The sequence below is a fragment of the Pseudomonas sp. NPDC079367 genome (genome assembly GCF_044542195.1).
Lineage (GTDB): Bacteria > Pseudomonadota > Gammaproteobacteria > Pseudomonadales > Pseudomonadaceae > Aquipseudomonas.
In genome coordinates this window covers 51,336-67,418 of sequence record NZ_JBITTW010000031.1, presented here as the reverse complement: position 1 = coordinate 67,418, position 16,083 = coordinate 51,336, and the positions used below count along the sequence as shown (strand labels likewise).

The window sequence follows — 16,083 nt, the reverse complement described above, 5'->3', positions numbered from 1 at the left end:
CGCCGGCTTTACCGGTGGCACGGGCGTAGCCGTCAGCCATATGGGTAGCCGCTTGTTCGTGACGAACCAGGATGTGGGTCACTTCCGGTTCTTTGAACAGGGCATCGTAAACATGCAGGAGAGCACCGCCTGGGTACCCGTAGATATATTTGACGCCTTCGTCACGCAAAAAGCGGACGAGCATCTCACCGCCAGATAAAAGCTCCACGTTGTTCACCTCTAAAACGCCAGAATACCGTCCACAAAAAAGGGGCGGGTCTTAATAGGTTTACTTCTCGGCAGAGCATGAGCGACGGTGGTCGCCGACTACGTCAGCACTGACTGAGCAAGTATTGGGATCGTCCCAAGTGTTGCGGGCCTTTCCCACCCAGCGCGAGGTAACGCGTTGCGGGTGTAACAGGTCGGCGCGGATGTGCGCCTCATGATCTACCGAGTGGGTCTGCTTCTGGCAGTCCCTCTACAGCGGACTTTGGATTCTTCTGTTTCGCCCTCTGCAAGTCAAGTCGTCTGTGTGGTTAATTGTGGGTAAGCACATGAGAACGCAAGAAAAAACCTGAAAAGCGCTACTCTGTTAGCGTCAATTGCGCAATTTTGCCAAGGAATCAGCATGCGAACGCTCCTCCTCACTCTGCTGATCGGCCTCAGCCCATGGTGCTCGGCCGCTCAAATCTACAAATGGGTCGATGCTCAGGGTGTCACGCATTTCGATGCGCAGCCGCCGCAGGGCCAACCGTCCACGACCGTGCAGACGCCCTCCTCGCCCACGCCGAGAGCTGCGCCGATGCCGGGTAGCGGCGTACTTGGCGATCAGAAAGCCATTGATGCGAAGGTGAAGAAACAGGTCGCCGAGCAGCAGGCGCAGCTCAAGGCGTTTTGCGAACAAGCACGCACGAACCTGGCGCAACTGCAGAACAATCCGCGTTTGCGTGAGGAGGTCGAAGGGGATTTGCGCAGGCTCGACGATGCGCAGCGTCAGGAGCGCATCGTCGAAGCGAAGAAGCAGATCGCCGAGAATTGCTCGTAATCGCGACGTCGGAACTTGTAGGAGCTGACGAGTGCAACGAGGCTGCGATCTTTTGATCCTGCTCGTCTAAAATCAAAAGATCGCAGCCTTCGGCAGCTCCTACAAAGCCCCTACAACTGTGGTCAGCGGGACGCGCTGATCAGCAGGTCGAACTCTTTGAGCAGTACCTGCAACTGACGATCCTTGCCGCCGAGATTGCGTTGGGCGAAAACCATCTCCGCCATTTCCTGAATGCCGGAGGCGCTCGGCAAGGGCAGATCCTGCTCAAGGATCATCTTCATGCGCGGCAGGAAGATCCATTGCAGCCACTGCTCGAAGTCCAGCGTGTCGACCGAAAACGGCTCGACACTGCTCAGGGCTTCGACCGATGGCTCAACCTCATCCCACCAGCCCTGGGTGCGCAACTCTCGTTCGATCAGCAATAGCTGATCGGCGATTTTCGGAAAGCGCGCATCCATCACAGGGAAACCTTGGCCTTCTGACGGGCAAGCGCGGCGCCGGCAGAATCACCTTGTTTCTCACGGGCCTGAGCGATCAATTCCCACAGGCTGGCTTGCAGATCCGGACGACCGTTGGCCATGGTCAGCGCACGACGGGCAAACTGCTCGGCTTGCGGCGCATCCCCCTGGGCCATGCGCACCTGCGCCAGACGGTAAAGCACCTGCGGCTCACGCGGGGCGACACGTTGCGCTCGCTCCAGGCTGGAAGAGGCACCGTTGAGGTCGCCGCCGGCCTGCTGTTGTTGCGCGGTGGTCAAAAGAGCGAGTACCGGGCCGTCCAGTTGCTCATCCGCCGACAGACCACCACCACTGCTGGCCGAAGGAATGCCGCTTGGTGTCGACGGCATGCTGTAGCCGCCGGAGTTGATCGGTGCCGACTCAACCGCCGATGGGTTGTAAGGCCCCGACGTGATCCCTCCGGATGCTGGGCCCGGGACGATAGGCGAAGAGCTGATCGGTGTCGACACCGCAGCACCGCCGCCCGGCACCATTACCACTACGCCGGTATCGCCTTGCGGAATCGCCTGAGTCTGGCCCTGCGCCGGGCGCTTGACCGTGGTCTGGCGGAAACCGCCATTGGCACCGATACGTTCGCTGTTGGAAACGGCTGTGCCCGAATCCACTACCGGAATCGAACCACGCTGTACGGTGGAGCAGCCGCTGAGCAAAGCCACGGCGGTCACCGCTGGAATCAACCACTTGTTCACTTGAAACCCTCTTTGCTTAATTCATCCAGCCCTTGACCCAGTCCATCACCGACTCCGGCGAGGCAGGTGTTTCGCTTGCGCACGCGGCGCCGGGTGGCGGTTCGCTGCCGCGAATATACGGCATCTGTACCGCGCCAGGGCAGTTGGCATCGGAGCCCTGTCCGGTGCGTGAATCGACCCAGGCCTGCACGACGTTGTCGGGCTGCGGCATGTCCAGTGGCAGCGGATCGGCCTTGCGCATGAAACTGGTCCAGACCTGCAGCGCACCGGTCGCCCCGGTGAACGGCGTCTTGCCGTTGTCATCGCGACCGAGCCAGACCACCGCCAGCAGATCCTGACTGAAACCGGCGAACCAGCTGTCACGCGAATCGTTACTGGTACCGGTCTTGCCCGCCAGCGTCAGGGTCTTGGGCAGCACGTTATAAACCGAACTGCCGGTACCTTCACGCATCACCCGCTGCATGGCGTTCTGGATCAGGTAGATGGAGGCCGGATCGAAACGCTGCTCGATCTGGAACGGATACCGCTTGAGCGGCTCGCCCTCGGCGGTCAATACGCTGCGAATCCCGCGCATCGGCGTATTGAAACCGCCGTTCGCCAGCGTCTGGTACATGGTCGCCACTTCGATCGGCGTCATGCCGCCAGCCCCCAGCAGCATCGATGGGAACGCCGGGAACTCACGGGTCACGCCCAGACGACCGAGGGTCTTGAGGACGTTCGGCACACCGACTTCCAGGCCCAGACGCGAGGTCGAGAGGTTGTAGGAATGCGCCAGGCCCTGATAGAGGAAAACCGTACCGTGGGAGCGTCGATCGTAGTTTTGCGGCTTCCACACCTGACCGTTAGCGCCTTTGACCGACAGCGGATCGTCGGACAGCCAACTGGTCAACGTGTATTGGCTCGGCTTCTCCAGCGCGGTCAGGTACACCGCCGGCTTGATCAACGAACCGATCGGGCGCACCGCATCGAGTGCACGGTTGAAACCGGCGTAACTGGCCTGACGGCTGCCGATCATCGCCTGGACTTCACCGGTTTCCGGATTGGTCACGACCATCGCCGCTTCGACGTCATCGGAGCCTTTGCGCCCGGACAGGCGTTTAAAAGTGTCGTTGACCGAGGCTTCGGCTTTCATCTGCAGTATCGGGTCGAAACTGGTGAAGATGCGCAGGCCTTCTTCGGTCAAGTCTTCGTCGCGGTAGTCTTCGCGCAACTGACGTTTGACCAAGTCGATAAAGCCCGGGAACGAGCTGTCGGCGAGCTTGCCGCGAGTAGTTACACCCAGTGGCATTTTCTTCGCTCCTTCGACCTGTTCGGCGGTTGCCACGCCCTGCTGGGCCAGCACGTCGAGAACCAGATTGCGCCGTTCCAGCGCGCGTTCCGGGTTACGACGCGGGTTGTAGTAGGACGGCCCCTTGACCATGCCGACCAGCAACGCCACTTGATGCAGTTTCAGCTCGGACAATGGCTGGCCGAAGAAGAACTGGCTGGCCAGACCGAAACCGTGCACCGCGCGCTGACCGTCCTGGCCGACGAAGACTTCGTTGAGGTAGGCCTCAAGGATTTCCTTCTTGTCGTAGTGCAGCTCGAGCAGCAACGCCATCATCGCTTCGGTGAGCTTGCGGGTCAGGCTGCGTTCGCTGGTCAGGTAGAAGTTCTTCACCAACTGCTGAGTCAGCGTACTGCCGCCCTGGGTCATCTTGCCGCCGGAGGTGTTGATCCACACGGCGCGGGCGATCGATTTCGGCGACACGCCCCAGTGGCTGTAGAAATCGCGGTCTTCAACGGCGATCAGAGTTTCGAGCAGGTACGGCGGCACCTGATCGAGTTTGATCAGGATGCGGTCTTCAAGATTTTTCGGATAAATGCCGCCGATCATCAGCGGCTCGAGGCGTACCACCGACAGCTTAGAGCCATTGGTCGCGGACAGCTCGGCGACGTAATCGCCGGAGAAGCGCACGCGCACCGGCTGCGCTTTCTCCAGCCCTTCATAAAACTGGAAGCCACGGGTGTTCAGGTCAACCGTATTGCCACTCACGGCAGCGGCGCCGGGGCCGTTGCTCACGGCTTCGCGGCGATAGCCGAGGGCATCGAGTTCGGTGAGGAAATCGTCCTTGCTGAGCTTCTGCCCGACGAACAGCTCAAGCGGGCGCGCGTACACCTTGGCCGGGATGGTCCAGCGCTTGCCGGAGAATTTCTCCTGCACCACGGCATCGAGGTAAACGGCGAAGCCGGCCAGCACTACAAGGCCGACCAGGCTGAGTTTAATGGCCCAGCTCAACCATGGGCTGAGGCCCTTGGCTGGTGGTTTTTTCTTGGTACGGGGGGATCGGGATCGAGTCATGGCGGCGGATTATACGCACTTTATCGATCCTCAACAGGCACGCGCAGAGGTTTGCGTCAGGCGGGCAAGCAGCCATAATGGCCGCCTCGAATTCCCCCGTCTCTGAAGGATCGCCCGTGAGCCAGTCCCTGATCGCTGCCCTGCAAAACCCGGCCCTCTACCCGCATCCCGTCGAAGGATTTCAGGTCATCGAAACCCACATTTCGTGGGTGATTCTCACCGGTCCCTTTGCCTATAAAGTGAAAAAGCCGGTGAATTTCGGCTTCCTCGACTTCACCAGCCTCGATGCACGCGCACATTTCTGTGCGGAAGAGCTGCGTTTGAACCAGCGTTTGACCGCTGATTTGTATCTGGACGTGTTGCCGGTCACCGGCAGCGTCGAAGCACCGCAATTGGGTGGCGACGGCCCAGCTATCGAATACGTGCTGAAAATGCGCCAGTTCCCGCAGAGCGGCTTGCTCAGCACCCTGCAAGCCAATGGCGAGCTGACCACTCAGCACATTGATGCGCTGGCCGAGCAGATCGCCCATTTCCATCTCAACGCCCCGAAAGTCCCGGCCGAGCACGACGCTGGCACGCCAGATAGCGTGATGGCGCCGGTCGCGCAAAACTTCGAGCAGATCCTGCCGTTCCTCAGCGACAAGAATGACCTGCTGCAACTCGAGGCGCTGAAAGCCTGGGCCGAAAGCAGCTTCGAACGCCTCAAACCATTGTTCGCACAGCGCAAGGCCCAAGGTTTCTCCCGCGAATGCCACGGCGACATCCACCTGGGCAACGCCACTGTGATCGACGGCAACGTGGTGATCTTCGATTGCATCGAGTTCAACGAGCCATTCCGATTCACTGACGTTTGGGCCGACACCGGTTTCCTCGCCATGGACCTGGAAGACCGTGGCCTGAAATCGCTGGCGCGTCGCCTGATCAGCCAGTACCTGGAACTGACTGGCGACTATCAAGGCCTGGAAGTGCTGAACTTCTATAAAGCCTATCGCGCGCTGGTACGGGCCAAAGTGGCGCTGTTCAGCATGCCGGCAGAGGCGACTGCGGTGCAACGCGCCACCACCCTGCGTCAGTACCGCAACTACGCCAACCTGGCGGAAAGCTACAGCACCATTCCTTCGCGTTTCATGGCCATCACCCACGGCGTTTCCGCTGTCGGCAAGAGTCATGTGGCCATGCGTCTGGTCGAAGCACTGGGCGCAATCCGTCTGCGTTCCGATGTCGAGCGCAAGCGTCTTTTCGGTGAGCAGACCGTAGCCAACGAGGTGCAGGCCGGCATTTACAGCGCCGATGCCAGTGCCGCGACGTACGCGCACCTGCATGAGATCGCCGAGGTGATTTTGCACGCCGGGTTCCCGGTGGTGATCGACGCGACCTATCTCAAGCGTGAGCAGCGCGACAACGCCGCGAAGATTGCCGAAGCCACCGGCACGCCGTTCCTGATCCTCGACTGCAACGCCCCGCAAGCAGTCATCGAGAGCTGGCTGGCGATGCGTCAGGCCGATCAGAAAGATCCGTCCGACGCCACCCTGGCAGTGATCGAAGCGCAACAGGCCAATCGCGAAGCGTTGACGCCGGAAGAAATCCTGCGTAGCAAACGCGTGCAGACCAATGAATCCGGCACGCTGGACACCGTGGTGGCGCAGATTCGTCAGCGCCTGCCAGGCCTGTAAAAAACTATTTCGGCCGTGAAGCCCTTGCTCGCTTCACGGCCGTCAAATAGTGGCACTATACTGGCGTCATAAAACCAACAGGTGATCTGACATGAGCCAGCCGAAACTGCTCGACACTCCGCTTTACGCCCTGCTGCACAAAGATGACGTCGCAGGCTTCAACAAGGAACGCCCGCAGGATGGCCCGATCGACCTGGTCGGCGGCGATTTCCGTGGTCTGGACCTGCGTGAACTGAACGCCGATGGCGTGGATTTCCGCGATGCGTATTTCCGCTCCGCCGATCTGCGCGGCATCGACTTTCGCAAGGCCTCGCTCGAAGGCGCCAGCCTCGCCCACGCGCAAATCTCCGGGGCGTACTTTCCGCCGGAGCTGAGTGCCGACGAGATCTTGATGTCGATGAATTTCGGCACGCGGTTGCGTTATCGCACCCGCTGATATTCGCAAATCTCCCTGAACCCACGCCCTTTCCCTGTGGGAGCGGGCTTGCCCGCGAAGGCGTCGGGACAGTCGACACTTCTGTGTGATTGACCCGCCGCCTTCGTGAGCAAGCCCGCTCACGCATTTGTTTCTGCATTTCCTCCCGTCTTCCTGCGTTCGCAGGCATTTCATTACCCTTTCTTAGAAGCTTTTGCGTCGAATCCGACCAAACAACCACGCTTTTCCTACTGATGGCTACACTCCTGAGAAGCTCGCCCACGCACCATTCGGCCGTCGCAAGGAGGCTTGATGAATGATGAACTGCAACACCTGAAAAATCTTGGCAAGACGTCGGCGCAATGGCTGCATGCCGTGGGCATCCACAGCGCCTCGGATTTGCGTCGCCTCGGTGCAGTGGATGCCTATCGGGCCGTGCGTACTCGGGGGTTTCGCGCATCGAAAGTGTTGTTATATGCGATCGAAGGCGCGTTGATGGATGTGCACTGGAACGACATCCCCACCGAGCGCAAGGATGCCCTGAACAAGCAGCTCGAAGCCATTTCTGCGCGCCACAAGAACTGAACAGGCGCTGACGCCATGTATCTACTCGGTGAACGACCGGCCCATGCCGATGCATTGATCAATCGCTTGCAGAGTATTCCTGGGCAGTGGCTGCAGGATTTGTCGCCATGCGCCCCCGTCATCGAACTGGAGGCAACGGATAATCTGTTTGCGCAGGTGCCCGGCGACCAGCTGTTTATGCTGATCGAGGGCGTTGTGCATGGCTGTGTCGCGGGCCGCGCGCTGTTCTACTGGCAGGAAGGTGATCTGCTCGGCCTGCAACAGGGCGAAGAATGGAACGACTGCCGCTTGTGCAGCGACGGGGCCTTGCGCCTGCTGCCCTATCGGCGTGGCGAAGTTCTGCAGCATGTGCATGCCGAGCCTGACCGAACGGAACAGTTTCTGAGCTACTTGCTCGGGCAAATGGCGCTGCTTGCCCACGCCGTGGCGGAGTTGAAACCGCGCGAGTTTCGCAGCACCAACGGCTTCAAACGCGTTGAGGCCGGCGCCATGCTGATCCAACAGGGCGATTCGGCGGACCATGTCTTCGTCCTGATCGATGGACACGCCGAGGCATTCGTCGACGGGCACAAGGTCGGCGACGTGCCCAGGGACGAGATTTTCGGCGCGATGGCGTTGTTCACTGGGGAGCCGCGCAACGCCACGGTAGTGACGTCAGAGCCGAGCACGGTGATGTTGATTCCGGGTGATCAATTTTTGAGCATGGTCCGCAGTAATCCAAAGATCGCGCACAGCCTCATCGAAGGTATGGCTCGACGTATCGGCCAGTTGAATCGACAGATCACCCAATTGACGATGCGTCGCGACTAGTGCCAACCCCTGTTTCACGGGGCTTCGCGGGCGTTCGTAAAACTAAATTACAGATTTGCAAAAACAGCGGTTGACGCGGTAATGAGAATCGCTATGATTATCACAACTGGTCGCGAGATCAGTCGATATTCTGAAAAGCCCTTGGTTCGGACTCTCAGATTATCTCCTCATCAGGCTAATCACGGTTATTTGACCCGGTTTTTACCGGGTCTTTTTTTGCCTGTGGAAAAGTCATTTGGCGAATTGCTTGCGCATCTGTTCGCAATAATCCGGCTTCGGCGTGGCCGGCGTGTACCAGACGTAATCGGCCATCGCCGCCGTTACCGCATCGCCCTGCTCGGCCAGCATCAACACGGTCGGTGCCTCGCCAGCGCCGAGATCCTGCACATGCAGCGGCACACCAACATCTTTGCGCGCATGCCACGCACCGGCCAGCAGGATCGTAGGGATCGGTGCCGCCAGCATGCGTTCGGCCATCCGTCGATCACGCTGCTGCTGGATCGCCAACATTGCCGGCATCTGTGATTCAGGCAGCAAGCCGCAGTGAGACTCACTGATTTGCCCAAGCAAAGTTTTTTTAACCGAAAGCGAATTGCTGCGCGGACCGTTCAGAGCCGGTGGATTGTGGTAGAACGCGCGGGTTTCGCTGTCGTCAAGATTGGCCGCCAGCAGCGAATACGGCTGCGTCAGGGCGAAGCGCACGATCGGCCCGTAGAGATTCCAGTCCCAGCCATCCTGCCAGGCCAATGCAGCAGGCAGATCTGCCGGAACGGATTTCGACTGGCGCAACGCATCGACTTTCGCTTGTTGATCCGGCGTGAGCATTTCCAATAGCAGACTGCCTTGCGCTCGTTGCTCGCCGAGCGCCTGCAAAAGCCACAACTGCGCCGCATGATGATCGGCATTGTCGTGCTGTTCACCCATGATCAAGCGCTCCGGCTCAGCCAGACGCGTCAGTAATTGCTGCGCGCTTAGCACCTCGCCGTTGCGCAGATCACGGATCTCACCGCTCACCGGCGGAGCCGCCATGTGCTGACACCCCGCAAGCAACAGCAGCGCCAACCACCACATTCCACGCATGCGACACCTCGATGACGAATTCAGCGGGCGATGATCAGCGGATGCCCACGCTCCGGGTGCGGCTGTACCAAAACCTCCAGGCCGAACACCGCTTTGAGCGTGTCCGGACGCAGCACCTGCCGCGGGGTATCCAGCGCAACCGGACGGCCGTCCTCCAGCAACAGCACCCGATCACAATAGCGTGCTGCCAGATTCAGATCATGCAGGATCACCAGCACTGCCGCGCCGCGATCGGCGAACTCGCGCACCGCTTGCAACGTGGTGTGCTGATGCAGCGGATCGAGCATGGATGTCGGTTCGTCGAGCAACAAGACTTGCCCTGCCTGCCCCGGCCACAGCTGCGCCAGTACCCGCGCCAGGTGCACGCGCTGACGCTCGCCACCGGACAATGCCAGATAACTGCGCCCACTCAGGTGACCGGCATCGGCGGCGGCCAGCGCCGCCGCGACAATCTCGTCGTCACGCACGCGCCCGGTCTGGTAAGGCAAACGGCCCATGCCGACGACCTCTTCGACGGCGAAGGCAAAGTCCAGTGTCGAAACCTGCGGCAACACCGCCAGTCGTTGCGCCCGTTGCGGTCCGCTCCAGTGACTCAACGCCTGACCATCCAGCGAGACGTCGCCGTCACTGGCGAGCAACTCACCACACAATGCACCAAGCAACGTGCTTTTCCCGGCGCCGTTCGGCCCCAGCACGCCAAGCACTTCACCGGGCTCGAGTTGCAGCGTGACCCCGCTGAGCACAGCCTTGCGGCCACGGCGGACATGCACATTGTGCGCAGACAACATCAGGCACGCCCTCGCAGCAGCAGATAAAGAAAGAACGGCGCGCCGATGAACGCGGTGACAATGCCGATCGGCAACTCCGCCGGCGCCAACGCCAGGCGCGCCACCAGATCGGCCAGCAACAACAGGCTCGCACCCGCCAGAACAGAGGCCGGCAACAGAACTTTGTGATCGGGGCCGGCCAGCAGGCGCACCAAGTGCGGGACCACCAGCCCGACAAAACCGATCATGCCAGCCGCAGCCACCGCCGCGCCGACACCCAGCGCGGTGCAGAACACCAGTTCGCGCTTGAGCCGTTCGACATTGATGCCTAGATGACCGGCCTCGGATTCGCCGAGCAACAAGGCATTCAATGCCTTGGCCCGACGCGGCAGCCACAGCGCGACGCCGATGGAGATGATCAGCAGTGGCCACAGCCGCGCGTAACTGGCGCCATTAAGGCTGCCGAGGTTCCAGAAGGTCAGGGTGCGCAGCGTGGCGTCATCGGCCAGATAAGTGAACAGACCGACCGCCGAACTGGCCAGCGCCGTCAGCGCGATACCGGCCAACAACATGGTCGCCACATGCGTCTGACCGTTGCGCCGGCCCAGCCGATAGACCAGCGCCGTCACTCCGAGCCCGCCGAGAAACGCACACACCGACAACAGATACGGCCCGAACCACTCCGGCAGGCCGCCAAAGAACGATCCGCCGACAATCGCAATCGCTGCGCCGAGTGCCGCGCCACTGGACACCCCGACCAGCCCCGGATCGGCCAGCGGATTACGAAACAAGCCCTGCATCGCCACCCCGGACAGCGCCAGCACGCCTCCGACCGCCAACCCGAGCAAGGTTCGCGGCAGGCGGATCTGGCCGAGAATCAGCTCAGCCTGCTCCAATCCTTGCGGCGCCAATGGCACGCCGATCAGACGCAGCGCCGCGCGCAAGGTATCGAACAACGGCAGGCTCACCGGCCCCAGCGCCAGCGACAGCCAGATCGCCAGCAGACACACCAATGTCAGGCCGATAAACAAGCCACGGGGTCTGACCAGTATGGTCATTGGCCGCCCTTGGCGGGGTAGAAACCGTCAGTCAGGGTCCTCAGTGCTGCCGGCAGCCGCGGCCCGAGTCCGCCAACCAGCAACGTCGGATCCAGCTCCATTACCCGTCCGGCCTTGGCCGCACGGCTGGAATTGAGAATCGGATTTTCCTTGAACAACGCGGTTTTTGCCGCTTCGCCCGTCAACGCTCGGTCGGCGAACACCAGCACTTCGGGATCGAGGCTGGCGAGAGATTCCACTGAAAACGGTTTGTAGCCGGTATGCGTCGCAAGATTGTGCCCGCCGGCCTGTTGCAGCAGCCAATCGGCGGCAGTGTCCTTGCCGGCGATCAACGGCTTGCCGCCGGCGTGCCCAACCAGCAGCAACACGTCCGGGGCTTTGCGTGTGGTTTGCACTTGGGCAACTCGCACTTCCTGCGCTTGGAGTTGCTGTTGATAAGTCTGCAGCAGTTGCGCCGCTTCCTCTTGCGCACCGAGCAACTGGCCCAGATGAGTGACATTCTTTTCCAGCGTCGGCAGATCAGGCTGTGCCGAGAACAACTCGACATTCACCTTGGCGGCTTTGACTTGCGCCAAAACCGGCGGCGGGCCCATTTCTTCGGTGCCGATCAGAATGTCCGGGCGCAGGCTCAAGATGCCTTCGGCCGACAGGCTGCGCTGATAGCCAATGCTAGGCAGCGCCTGCATCGATTCGGGATGCTGACTGGTGGTGTCGACCCCAACCAGCTTCGACTCGCCGCCCAACGCGCTGACCCATTCCGACAGCGCGCCGCCGGCGCTGACCCAGCGTTGCGGTAAATCCGCTGCGGCCGCCTGATGGCTGAGCAAAAGGCCGGCGCACAGCATGGCAACGCGGGTTTTCGGGCGCATATACAGCTTCCTTGAACAAGGTTTCCCGGGCATCGGCGCAGCGAGCCAAGTATCCTCGGCAACGGCCAGACTCCCTTTGGGAGAAGGCCGCCATTTGATAATTGTTTGCATTTGAACGTCAAGCTCGGACATATCCAGACACGAGCGGACACTAGAGGATAGCCATGAAGTTCCTTTGCACCGGCTGCGATTTGGCCGAGGCCGACAGTCGCGGTTTCGTTATCGAAGGCAAAAAGCTGTTTGCCGTGCGTCGCGGCGGGCAGGCCTACGTTTATCTCAATCGCTGCCCGCATCGCGGCGTCGGACTTGAATGGCAGCCCGACCAGTTTCTCGACCCGAGCAACAGCCTGATCCAGTGCGCCAGCCACGGCGCACTGTTTCTGATCGAGGACGGCGAGTGCGTTGCCGGCCCGTGCGCCGGGCAATCGCTCACGGCGATCAAATGCCGGGAAGATACACAAGGCGTGTGGGTCGATGTTTAACCGTTCAGCCGCACATCAAGTCGACGGTCGATGACCATCTCTTCATGGTCGAGACGCACGCCGTAAGCCAGCACCTCGACACCGCAGGCGACCGCCTCACGTAACGCCTCGGCGTAAGCCCAATCAATCTCCTCGGCCGGGCGCACGGCGTCAATGCCGGTGAGGTTCACACAGTAAAACTGCACCGCCCGAATGCCGTCGCGCGCCAGATGCGCCAGCTCACGCAGATGCTTGGCGCCGCGCTGGGTCACCGCATCGGGAAACGCCGCTACCGCCGTGCCGTCGAAGCCGAGGGTGACGCTTTTCACTTCGACATACGCCGGGCCGCTGGGATATTCGAGGCGGAAGTCGATGCGGCTTTTTTCCTGCCCGTACGCAACTTCACGCTTCAATGCGGTAAACCCGGCCAGTTCGGTGATCACACCGGCCTGCAAGGCTTCCTCGACCAGACCATTGGCGCGCCCGGTGTTGACGCAGAACAGCCGACCCTGCGGGGTTTCGCCAATCTCCCAAGTGCCAGGCAATTTGCGTTTCGGGTCGTTGGAGCGACTGAACCAGACCTGCCCGCCCTCGACTTGGCAATTGAGCATCGAACCGGTGTTCGGACAGTGAATGGTCAGCAACTCGCCGCTAACGGTTTCGATATCGGCAAGAAAACGCTTGTAGCGACGGATCAGTCGCGCCTCTTCCAGAGCTGGATAAAAGCGCATCAGCCTTGCCAGCTCTTCAAACCGCGCGCGATGCGCTCCACGGCTTCCTGTAAACGTGCGAGGTTTTGTGTGTAAGCGAAGCGCACGTGATGGCCGGCCTGGTAGCGGCCGAAATCCAGTCCGGGTGTGAAGGCGACGTGCTCGGTTTCGAGGAAATGTCGGCAGAACGCGAAGGCATCACCGCCGAAACGGCTGATATCGGCGTACAGGTAAAACGCGCCTTCCGGCTCAACGGCGATGTTGAAACCGAGTTCACGCAGCGCCGGCAGGAGGAAGTCGCGACGGCGCGCAAATTCGGCGCGGCGCTCTTCAAGAATCACGATGGTGGCCGGCTCGAAACAGGCCAGCGCTGCGTACTGCGCCATGCTCGGCGCGCTGATGTAGAGGTTCTGCGCGAGTTTTTCCAGTTCGCTGACCGCCGCGTCTGGCGCCACCAGCCAGCCCAGGCGCCAACCGGTCATGCCGAAATACTTGGAGAAACTGTTGAGGACAAAAGCGTTGTCATCGACTTCCAGCACACTGCCGGCATCAGTGCCGTAGGTCAGGCCGTGGTAGATCTCGTCCACCACCAGATGCCCGTGTCTGGCTTTGATCGCTGTGGATAACCCGGCCAGTTCATCACGAGTCAGCAAAGTGCCCGTCGGGTTGGCCGGCGAAGCGACAAGGGCGCCGACACTGTCGTGATCCCAATGCCGCTCGATCAGATCCGGGGTCAATTGGTAACGCACCTCCGGCCCGACCGGCACCAGTTGCGCCGCACCTTCGACCAGCCGCAAGAAATGCCGATTGCACGGGTAGCCCGGGTCGGCGAGCAGCCAGTGTTTACCCGGATCGACCAACAGGGCACTGGCGAGCAACAGCGCGCCGGAGCCGCCGGGTGTGATCAGAATCCGCCGCGGGTCAATATTCAGGCCGTAGCGCGACTGGTAAAACCCGGCGATCGCCTCGCGCAGTTCGGGAATGCCACGGGCAGCGGTGTAGCGAGTCTTGCCCGCCGTCAACGCAGCTTGTCCGGCGCGGATGATCGGTTCGGCGGTGGTGAAATCCGGCTCGCCGATTTCCAGATGAATCACGTCGTGGCCTTCAGCCTGCAATTCATTGGCCCGCGCCAGCAGCGCCATCACATGGAACGGTTCGATCGCACGACTGCGCGCACTGTAGGGGGCCATTGGATTGCCTTCGACAGGAAAAAAGAGACGATTCTACCTGTCTGCCGGAACGAGCGAGAACCCGTGAAGGTCACAGCCTCAAGAACGCTGGACTGTAACGATCTGAACGTACGCTCCAGGATTGACTAAAATCAGTGATTGAACAGGTCTCCAACCCCACAGACACGGCTTGCCAAACATCTGCAAGCGCCACCCGCCGGGGGCTCGACATCCGGGAGTAGCGCAGGCTGATTTGATCTGGTAAGTTCGCCCGCTTGCAGCCGCAGGGCCGGCAGGTGTCGGTGATGGAGCAATCCTGCGCAATGGATTACAAGAGTAGAGGCGGTCTATTTCATGTCCACCCAAGCAAAGCAACAGCAGCAAGCGACGATCAGCGGCTTCGAACCTTACGTTCCGAAGGCGGGTGAAGAGTACATGGGCGCCCCGATGCGCGCGCATTTCACCAAGATCCTGAACAAGTGGAAACTGGACTTGATGCAGGAAGTCGACCGTACGGTTGATCACATGAAAGACGAAGCGGCCAACTTCCCCGACCCGGCCGACCGTGCCAGCCAGGAAGAAGAATTCGCCCTCGAACTGCGCGCCCGCGATCGCGAGCGCAAGCTGATCAAGAAAATCGACAAGACGTTGCAACTGATCGAAGACGAAGAGTACGGCTGGTGCGAGTCCTGCGGCATCGAGATCGGCGTCAAGCGCCTCGAAGCCCGTCCGACTGCGGATCTGTGCATCGACTGCAAGACCCTGGCGGAAATCAAGGAAAAGCAGGTCGGCAAGTAATCTCGATCTGAACGAAAAACGGAGCGTGCGAACGCTCCGTTTTTGTTTGTGCGGTTCCTGCTTTTGTGGGAGGGGGCTTGCTCCCGAATGCGGTGTGTCATTCAACATCCAGGTTGTCTGAACTGACGCTTTCGCGAGCAAGCCCGCTCTCACAGGGGTAACCTGCGTAAATTCTGAATAGCTCTTATCGCCTCCATGACTGCCAAGACATCCCTCGCCTACATCGGCCGCTTTGCCCCTACCCCCAGTGGTCACCTGCACTTCGGTTCGCTGGTTGCTGCGCTGGCGTCCTATCTCGATGCCCGCTCGGTTGGCGGGCGCTGGCTGGTGCGCATGGAAGATCTCGACCCGCCGCGCGAAGAGCCCGGTGCGCAAGCGGCGATTCTCAAGGCGCTGGAGAGTTACGGCTTCGAATGGGACGGCGAAATGGTGCGCCAGAGCGATCGGAATGCGGCCTACGCCGAGGTGCTCGACAGGCTGTTCAATCACGGTCTGGCCTATGCCTGCACCTGCTCGCGAAAACAACTGGAGCCGTATCACGGCATTTATCCGGGGTTTTGCCGCAACGCCGGCCACGATCAGCACGACGCCGCGATCCGCCTGCGCGTGCCGGAGCTTGAATACCACTTTATCGATCGCGTGCAGGGCGAATACCGCCAGCACCTGGGCCGCGACGTCGGCGACTTCGTCATTCGTCGGCGCGACGGTCTATACGCCTATCAATTGGCGGTGGTGCTCGACGACGCCTGGCAAGGCATTACCGACATCGTCCGTGGCGCCGATCTGCTCGATTCCACGCCGCGACAGCTGTATCTGCAGGAACTGCTCGGTATGAAACAGCCGCGCTATCTGCATCTGCCGCTGATCACCCAACCGGACGGCAACAAACTCGGCAAGTCCTACCGCTCGCCACCGCTTGAAGCCGATCAGGCCACGCCGTTGCTGCTGCGGGCCTTGCGCGCGCTGGGGCAGAATCCTGGCAGCGAGCTGGCGCACGCTTCGCCGCGCGAACTGCTGGCCTGGGGCTGCGCGCACTGGGATGCCGAAAAGATCCCGCGCACACTGACCCTGCCCGAAGCGCAACTGCAATGACGACACTTGCAGTCGCGCGCCCAT

The 16,083-nt window shown here is 60.9% G+C and carries 18 protein-coding genes; 8 read left to right on the top strand and 10 right to left on the bottom strand.

What is annotated here, in order from left to right; genetic code table 11:
- A partial coding sequence (locus ACIGDJ_RS20930; protein WP_397504604.1) for a thiamine pyrophosphate-binding protein occupies positions 1-208 on the bottom strand: 208 nt, incomplete at its 3' end.
- Between the two features lie 399 nt (positions 209-607).
- On the opposite strand from ACIGDJ_RS20930, the gene ACIGDJ_RS20925 reads away from it, so the two are divergent.
- On the top strand, positions 608-1,024 hold the full coding sequence (locus tag ACIGDJ_RS20925) for a DUF4124 domain-containing protein (RefSeq protein ID WP_101157673.1): 417 nt from the start codon (positions 608-610) through the stop codon (positions 1,022-1,024).
- 122 nt (positions 1,025-1,146) lie between these two features.
- Here the strand turns inward: ACIGDJ_RS20925 and ACIGDJ_RS20920 are convergent, their stop codons facing one another.
- From ACIGDJ_RS20920 to mrcB, 3 genes are read right to left on the bottom strand one after another with little or no spacing between them, the layout of a single operon-like run.
- On the bottom strand, positions 1,147-1,482 hold the full coding sequence (locus ACIGDJ_RS20920) for a YqcC family protein (protein ID WP_101157671.1): 336 nt from the start codon (positions 1,480-1,482) through the stop codon (positions 1,147-1,149).
- The gene (locus tag ACIGDJ_RS20915) at positions 1,482-2,231 is read right to left on the bottom strand and encodes a tetratricopeptide repeat protein (RefSeq protein ID WP_101157670.1); all 750 of its coding nucleotides are present in this window, start codon (positions 2,229-2,231) and stop codon (positions 1,482-1,484) included. Before ACIGDJ_RS20915 ends, ACIGDJ_RS20920 begins: the two co-directional genes overlap by 1 nt.
- A gap of 16 nt (positions 2,232-2,247) precedes the next feature.
- A complete protein-coding gene (gene mrcB, locus ACIGDJ_RS20910; RefSeq protein ID WP_397479499.1) occupies positions 2,248-4,572 on the bottom strand; it encodes a penicillin-binding protein 1B in 2,325 nt (774 codons plus the stop codon).
- Between the two features lie 116 nt (positions 4,573-4,688).
- Here mrcB and ACIGDJ_RS20905 point away from each other — a divergent pair, with 116 nt between their 5' ends.
- From ACIGDJ_RS20905 to ACIGDJ_RS20890, 4 genes are all read left to right on the top strand, one after another.
- Positions 4,689-6,245, top strand: a complete 1,557-nt coding sequence (locus ACIGDJ_RS20905; protein WP_397479500.1) for an AAA family ATPase — start codon at positions 4,689-4,691, stop codon at positions 6,243-6,245.
- Between the two features lie 91 nt (positions 6,246-6,336).
- Positions 6,337-6,681 (top strand): pentapeptide repeat-containing protein, encoded by a 345-nt coding sequence (locus ACIGDJ_RS20900; protein ID WP_397479501.1) that lies wholly within the window; start codon positions 6,337-6,339, stop codon positions 6,679-6,681.
- A 291-nt stretch (positions 6,682-6,972) separates the two neighbouring features.
- Positions 6,973-7,245 (top strand): TfoX/Sxy family protein, encoded by a 273-nt coding sequence (locus ACIGDJ_RS20895; protein WP_101157664.1) that lies wholly within the window; start codon positions 6,973-6,975, stop codon positions 7,243-7,245.
- A gap of 15 nt (positions 7,246-7,260) precedes the next feature.
- On the top strand, positions 7,261-8,055 hold the full coding sequence (locus tag ACIGDJ_RS20890; RefSeq protein WP_101157662.1) for a Crp/Fnr family transcriptional regulator: 795 nt from the start codon (positions 7,261-7,263) through the stop codon (positions 8,053-8,055).
- Between the two features lie 231 nt (positions 8,056-8,286).
- Here the strand turns inward: ACIGDJ_RS20890 and ACIGDJ_RS20885 are convergent, their stop codons facing one another.
- Genes ACIGDJ_RS20885 through ACIGDJ_RS20870 form a run of 4 tightly spaced genes read right to left on the bottom strand, consistent with a single transcriptional unit; the run spans position 8,287 to position 11,829 of the window.
- Entirely contained in the window at positions 8,287-9,135 is an 849-nt protein-coding gene (locus ACIGDJ_RS20885; RefSeq protein ID WP_397479502.1) for a ChaN family lipoprotein, read from the bottom strand.
- A gap of 20 nt (positions 9,136-9,155) precedes the next feature.
- Entirely contained in the window at positions 9,156-9,923 is a 768-nt protein-coding gene (locus ACIGDJ_RS20880; RefSeq protein ID WP_101157658.1) for a heme ABC transporter ATP-binding protein, read from the bottom strand.
- Positions 9,923-10,906 carry an iron ABC transporter permease gene (locus tag ACIGDJ_RS20875; RefSeq protein ID WP_178081163.1) on the bottom strand — a complete coding sequence of 328 codons (984 nt, stop codon included), beginning with the start codon at positions 10,904-10,906 and terminating at the stop codon, positions 9,923-9,925. The genes ACIGDJ_RS20880 and ACIGDJ_RS20875 overlap by 1 nt, the downstream gene beginning before the upstream one ends.
- A 50-nt stretch (positions 10,907-10,956) precedes the next feature.
- Positions 10,957-11,829, bottom strand: coding sequence for a hemin ABC transporter substrate-binding protein (locus ACIGDJ_RS20870; protein ID WP_101157654.1), 873 nt, complete (start codon positions 11,827-11,829; stop codon positions 10,957-10,959).
- A gap of 164 nt (positions 11,830-11,993) precedes the next feature.
- Here ACIGDJ_RS20870 and ACIGDJ_RS20865 point away from each other — a divergent pair, with 164 nt between their 5' ends.
- On the top strand, positions 11,994-12,311 hold the full coding sequence (locus tag ACIGDJ_RS20865; RefSeq protein ID WP_101157652.1) for a Rieske (2Fe-2S) protein: 318 nt from the start codon (positions 11,994-11,996) through the stop codon (positions 12,309-12,311).
- Here ACIGDJ_RS20865 and sfsA read toward each other — a convergent pair.
- Both sfsA and ACIGDJ_RS20855 read right to left on the bottom strand, forming a co-directional pair.
- Positions 12,308-13,021 carry a DNA/RNA nuclease SfsA gene (gene sfsA / locus ACIGDJ_RS20860; protein ID WP_101157650.1) on the bottom strand — a complete coding sequence of 238 codons (714 nt, stop codon included), beginning with the start codon at positions 13,019-13,021 and terminating at the stop codon, positions 12,308-12,310. The two genes, ACIGDJ_RS20865 and sfsA, sit on opposite strands and share 4 nt — an antisense overlap.
- Positions 13,021-14,190 (bottom strand): pyridoxal phosphate-dependent aminotransferase, encoded by a 1,170-nt coding sequence (locus ACIGDJ_RS20855; RefSeq protein ID WP_313005901.1) that lies wholly within the window; start codon positions 14,188-14,190, stop codon positions 13,021-13,023. Before ACIGDJ_RS20855 ends, sfsA begins: the two co-directional genes overlap by 1 nt.
- Before the next feature lie 333 nt (positions 14,191-14,523).
- Here ACIGDJ_RS20855 and dksA point away from each other — a divergent pair, with 333 nt between their 5' ends.
- Both dksA and gluQRS read left to right on the top strand, forming a co-directional pair.
- Complete coding sequence (gene dksA, locus ACIGDJ_RS20850; RefSeq protein ID WP_101157646.1) at positions 14,524-14,967, top strand: RNA polymerase-binding protein DksA; 444 nt, start codon at positions 14,524-14,526, stop codon at positions 14,965-14,967.
- A gap of 195 nt (positions 14,968-15,162) precedes the next feature.
- Positions 15,163-16,059 (top strand): tRNA glutamyl-Q(34) synthetase GluQRS, encoded by an 897-nt coding sequence (gene gluQRS, locus ACIGDJ_RS20845; protein WP_397479503.1) that lies wholly within the window; start codon positions 15,163-15,165, stop codon positions 16,057-16,059.
- Positions 16,060-16,083 lie beyond the last annotated feature (24 nt).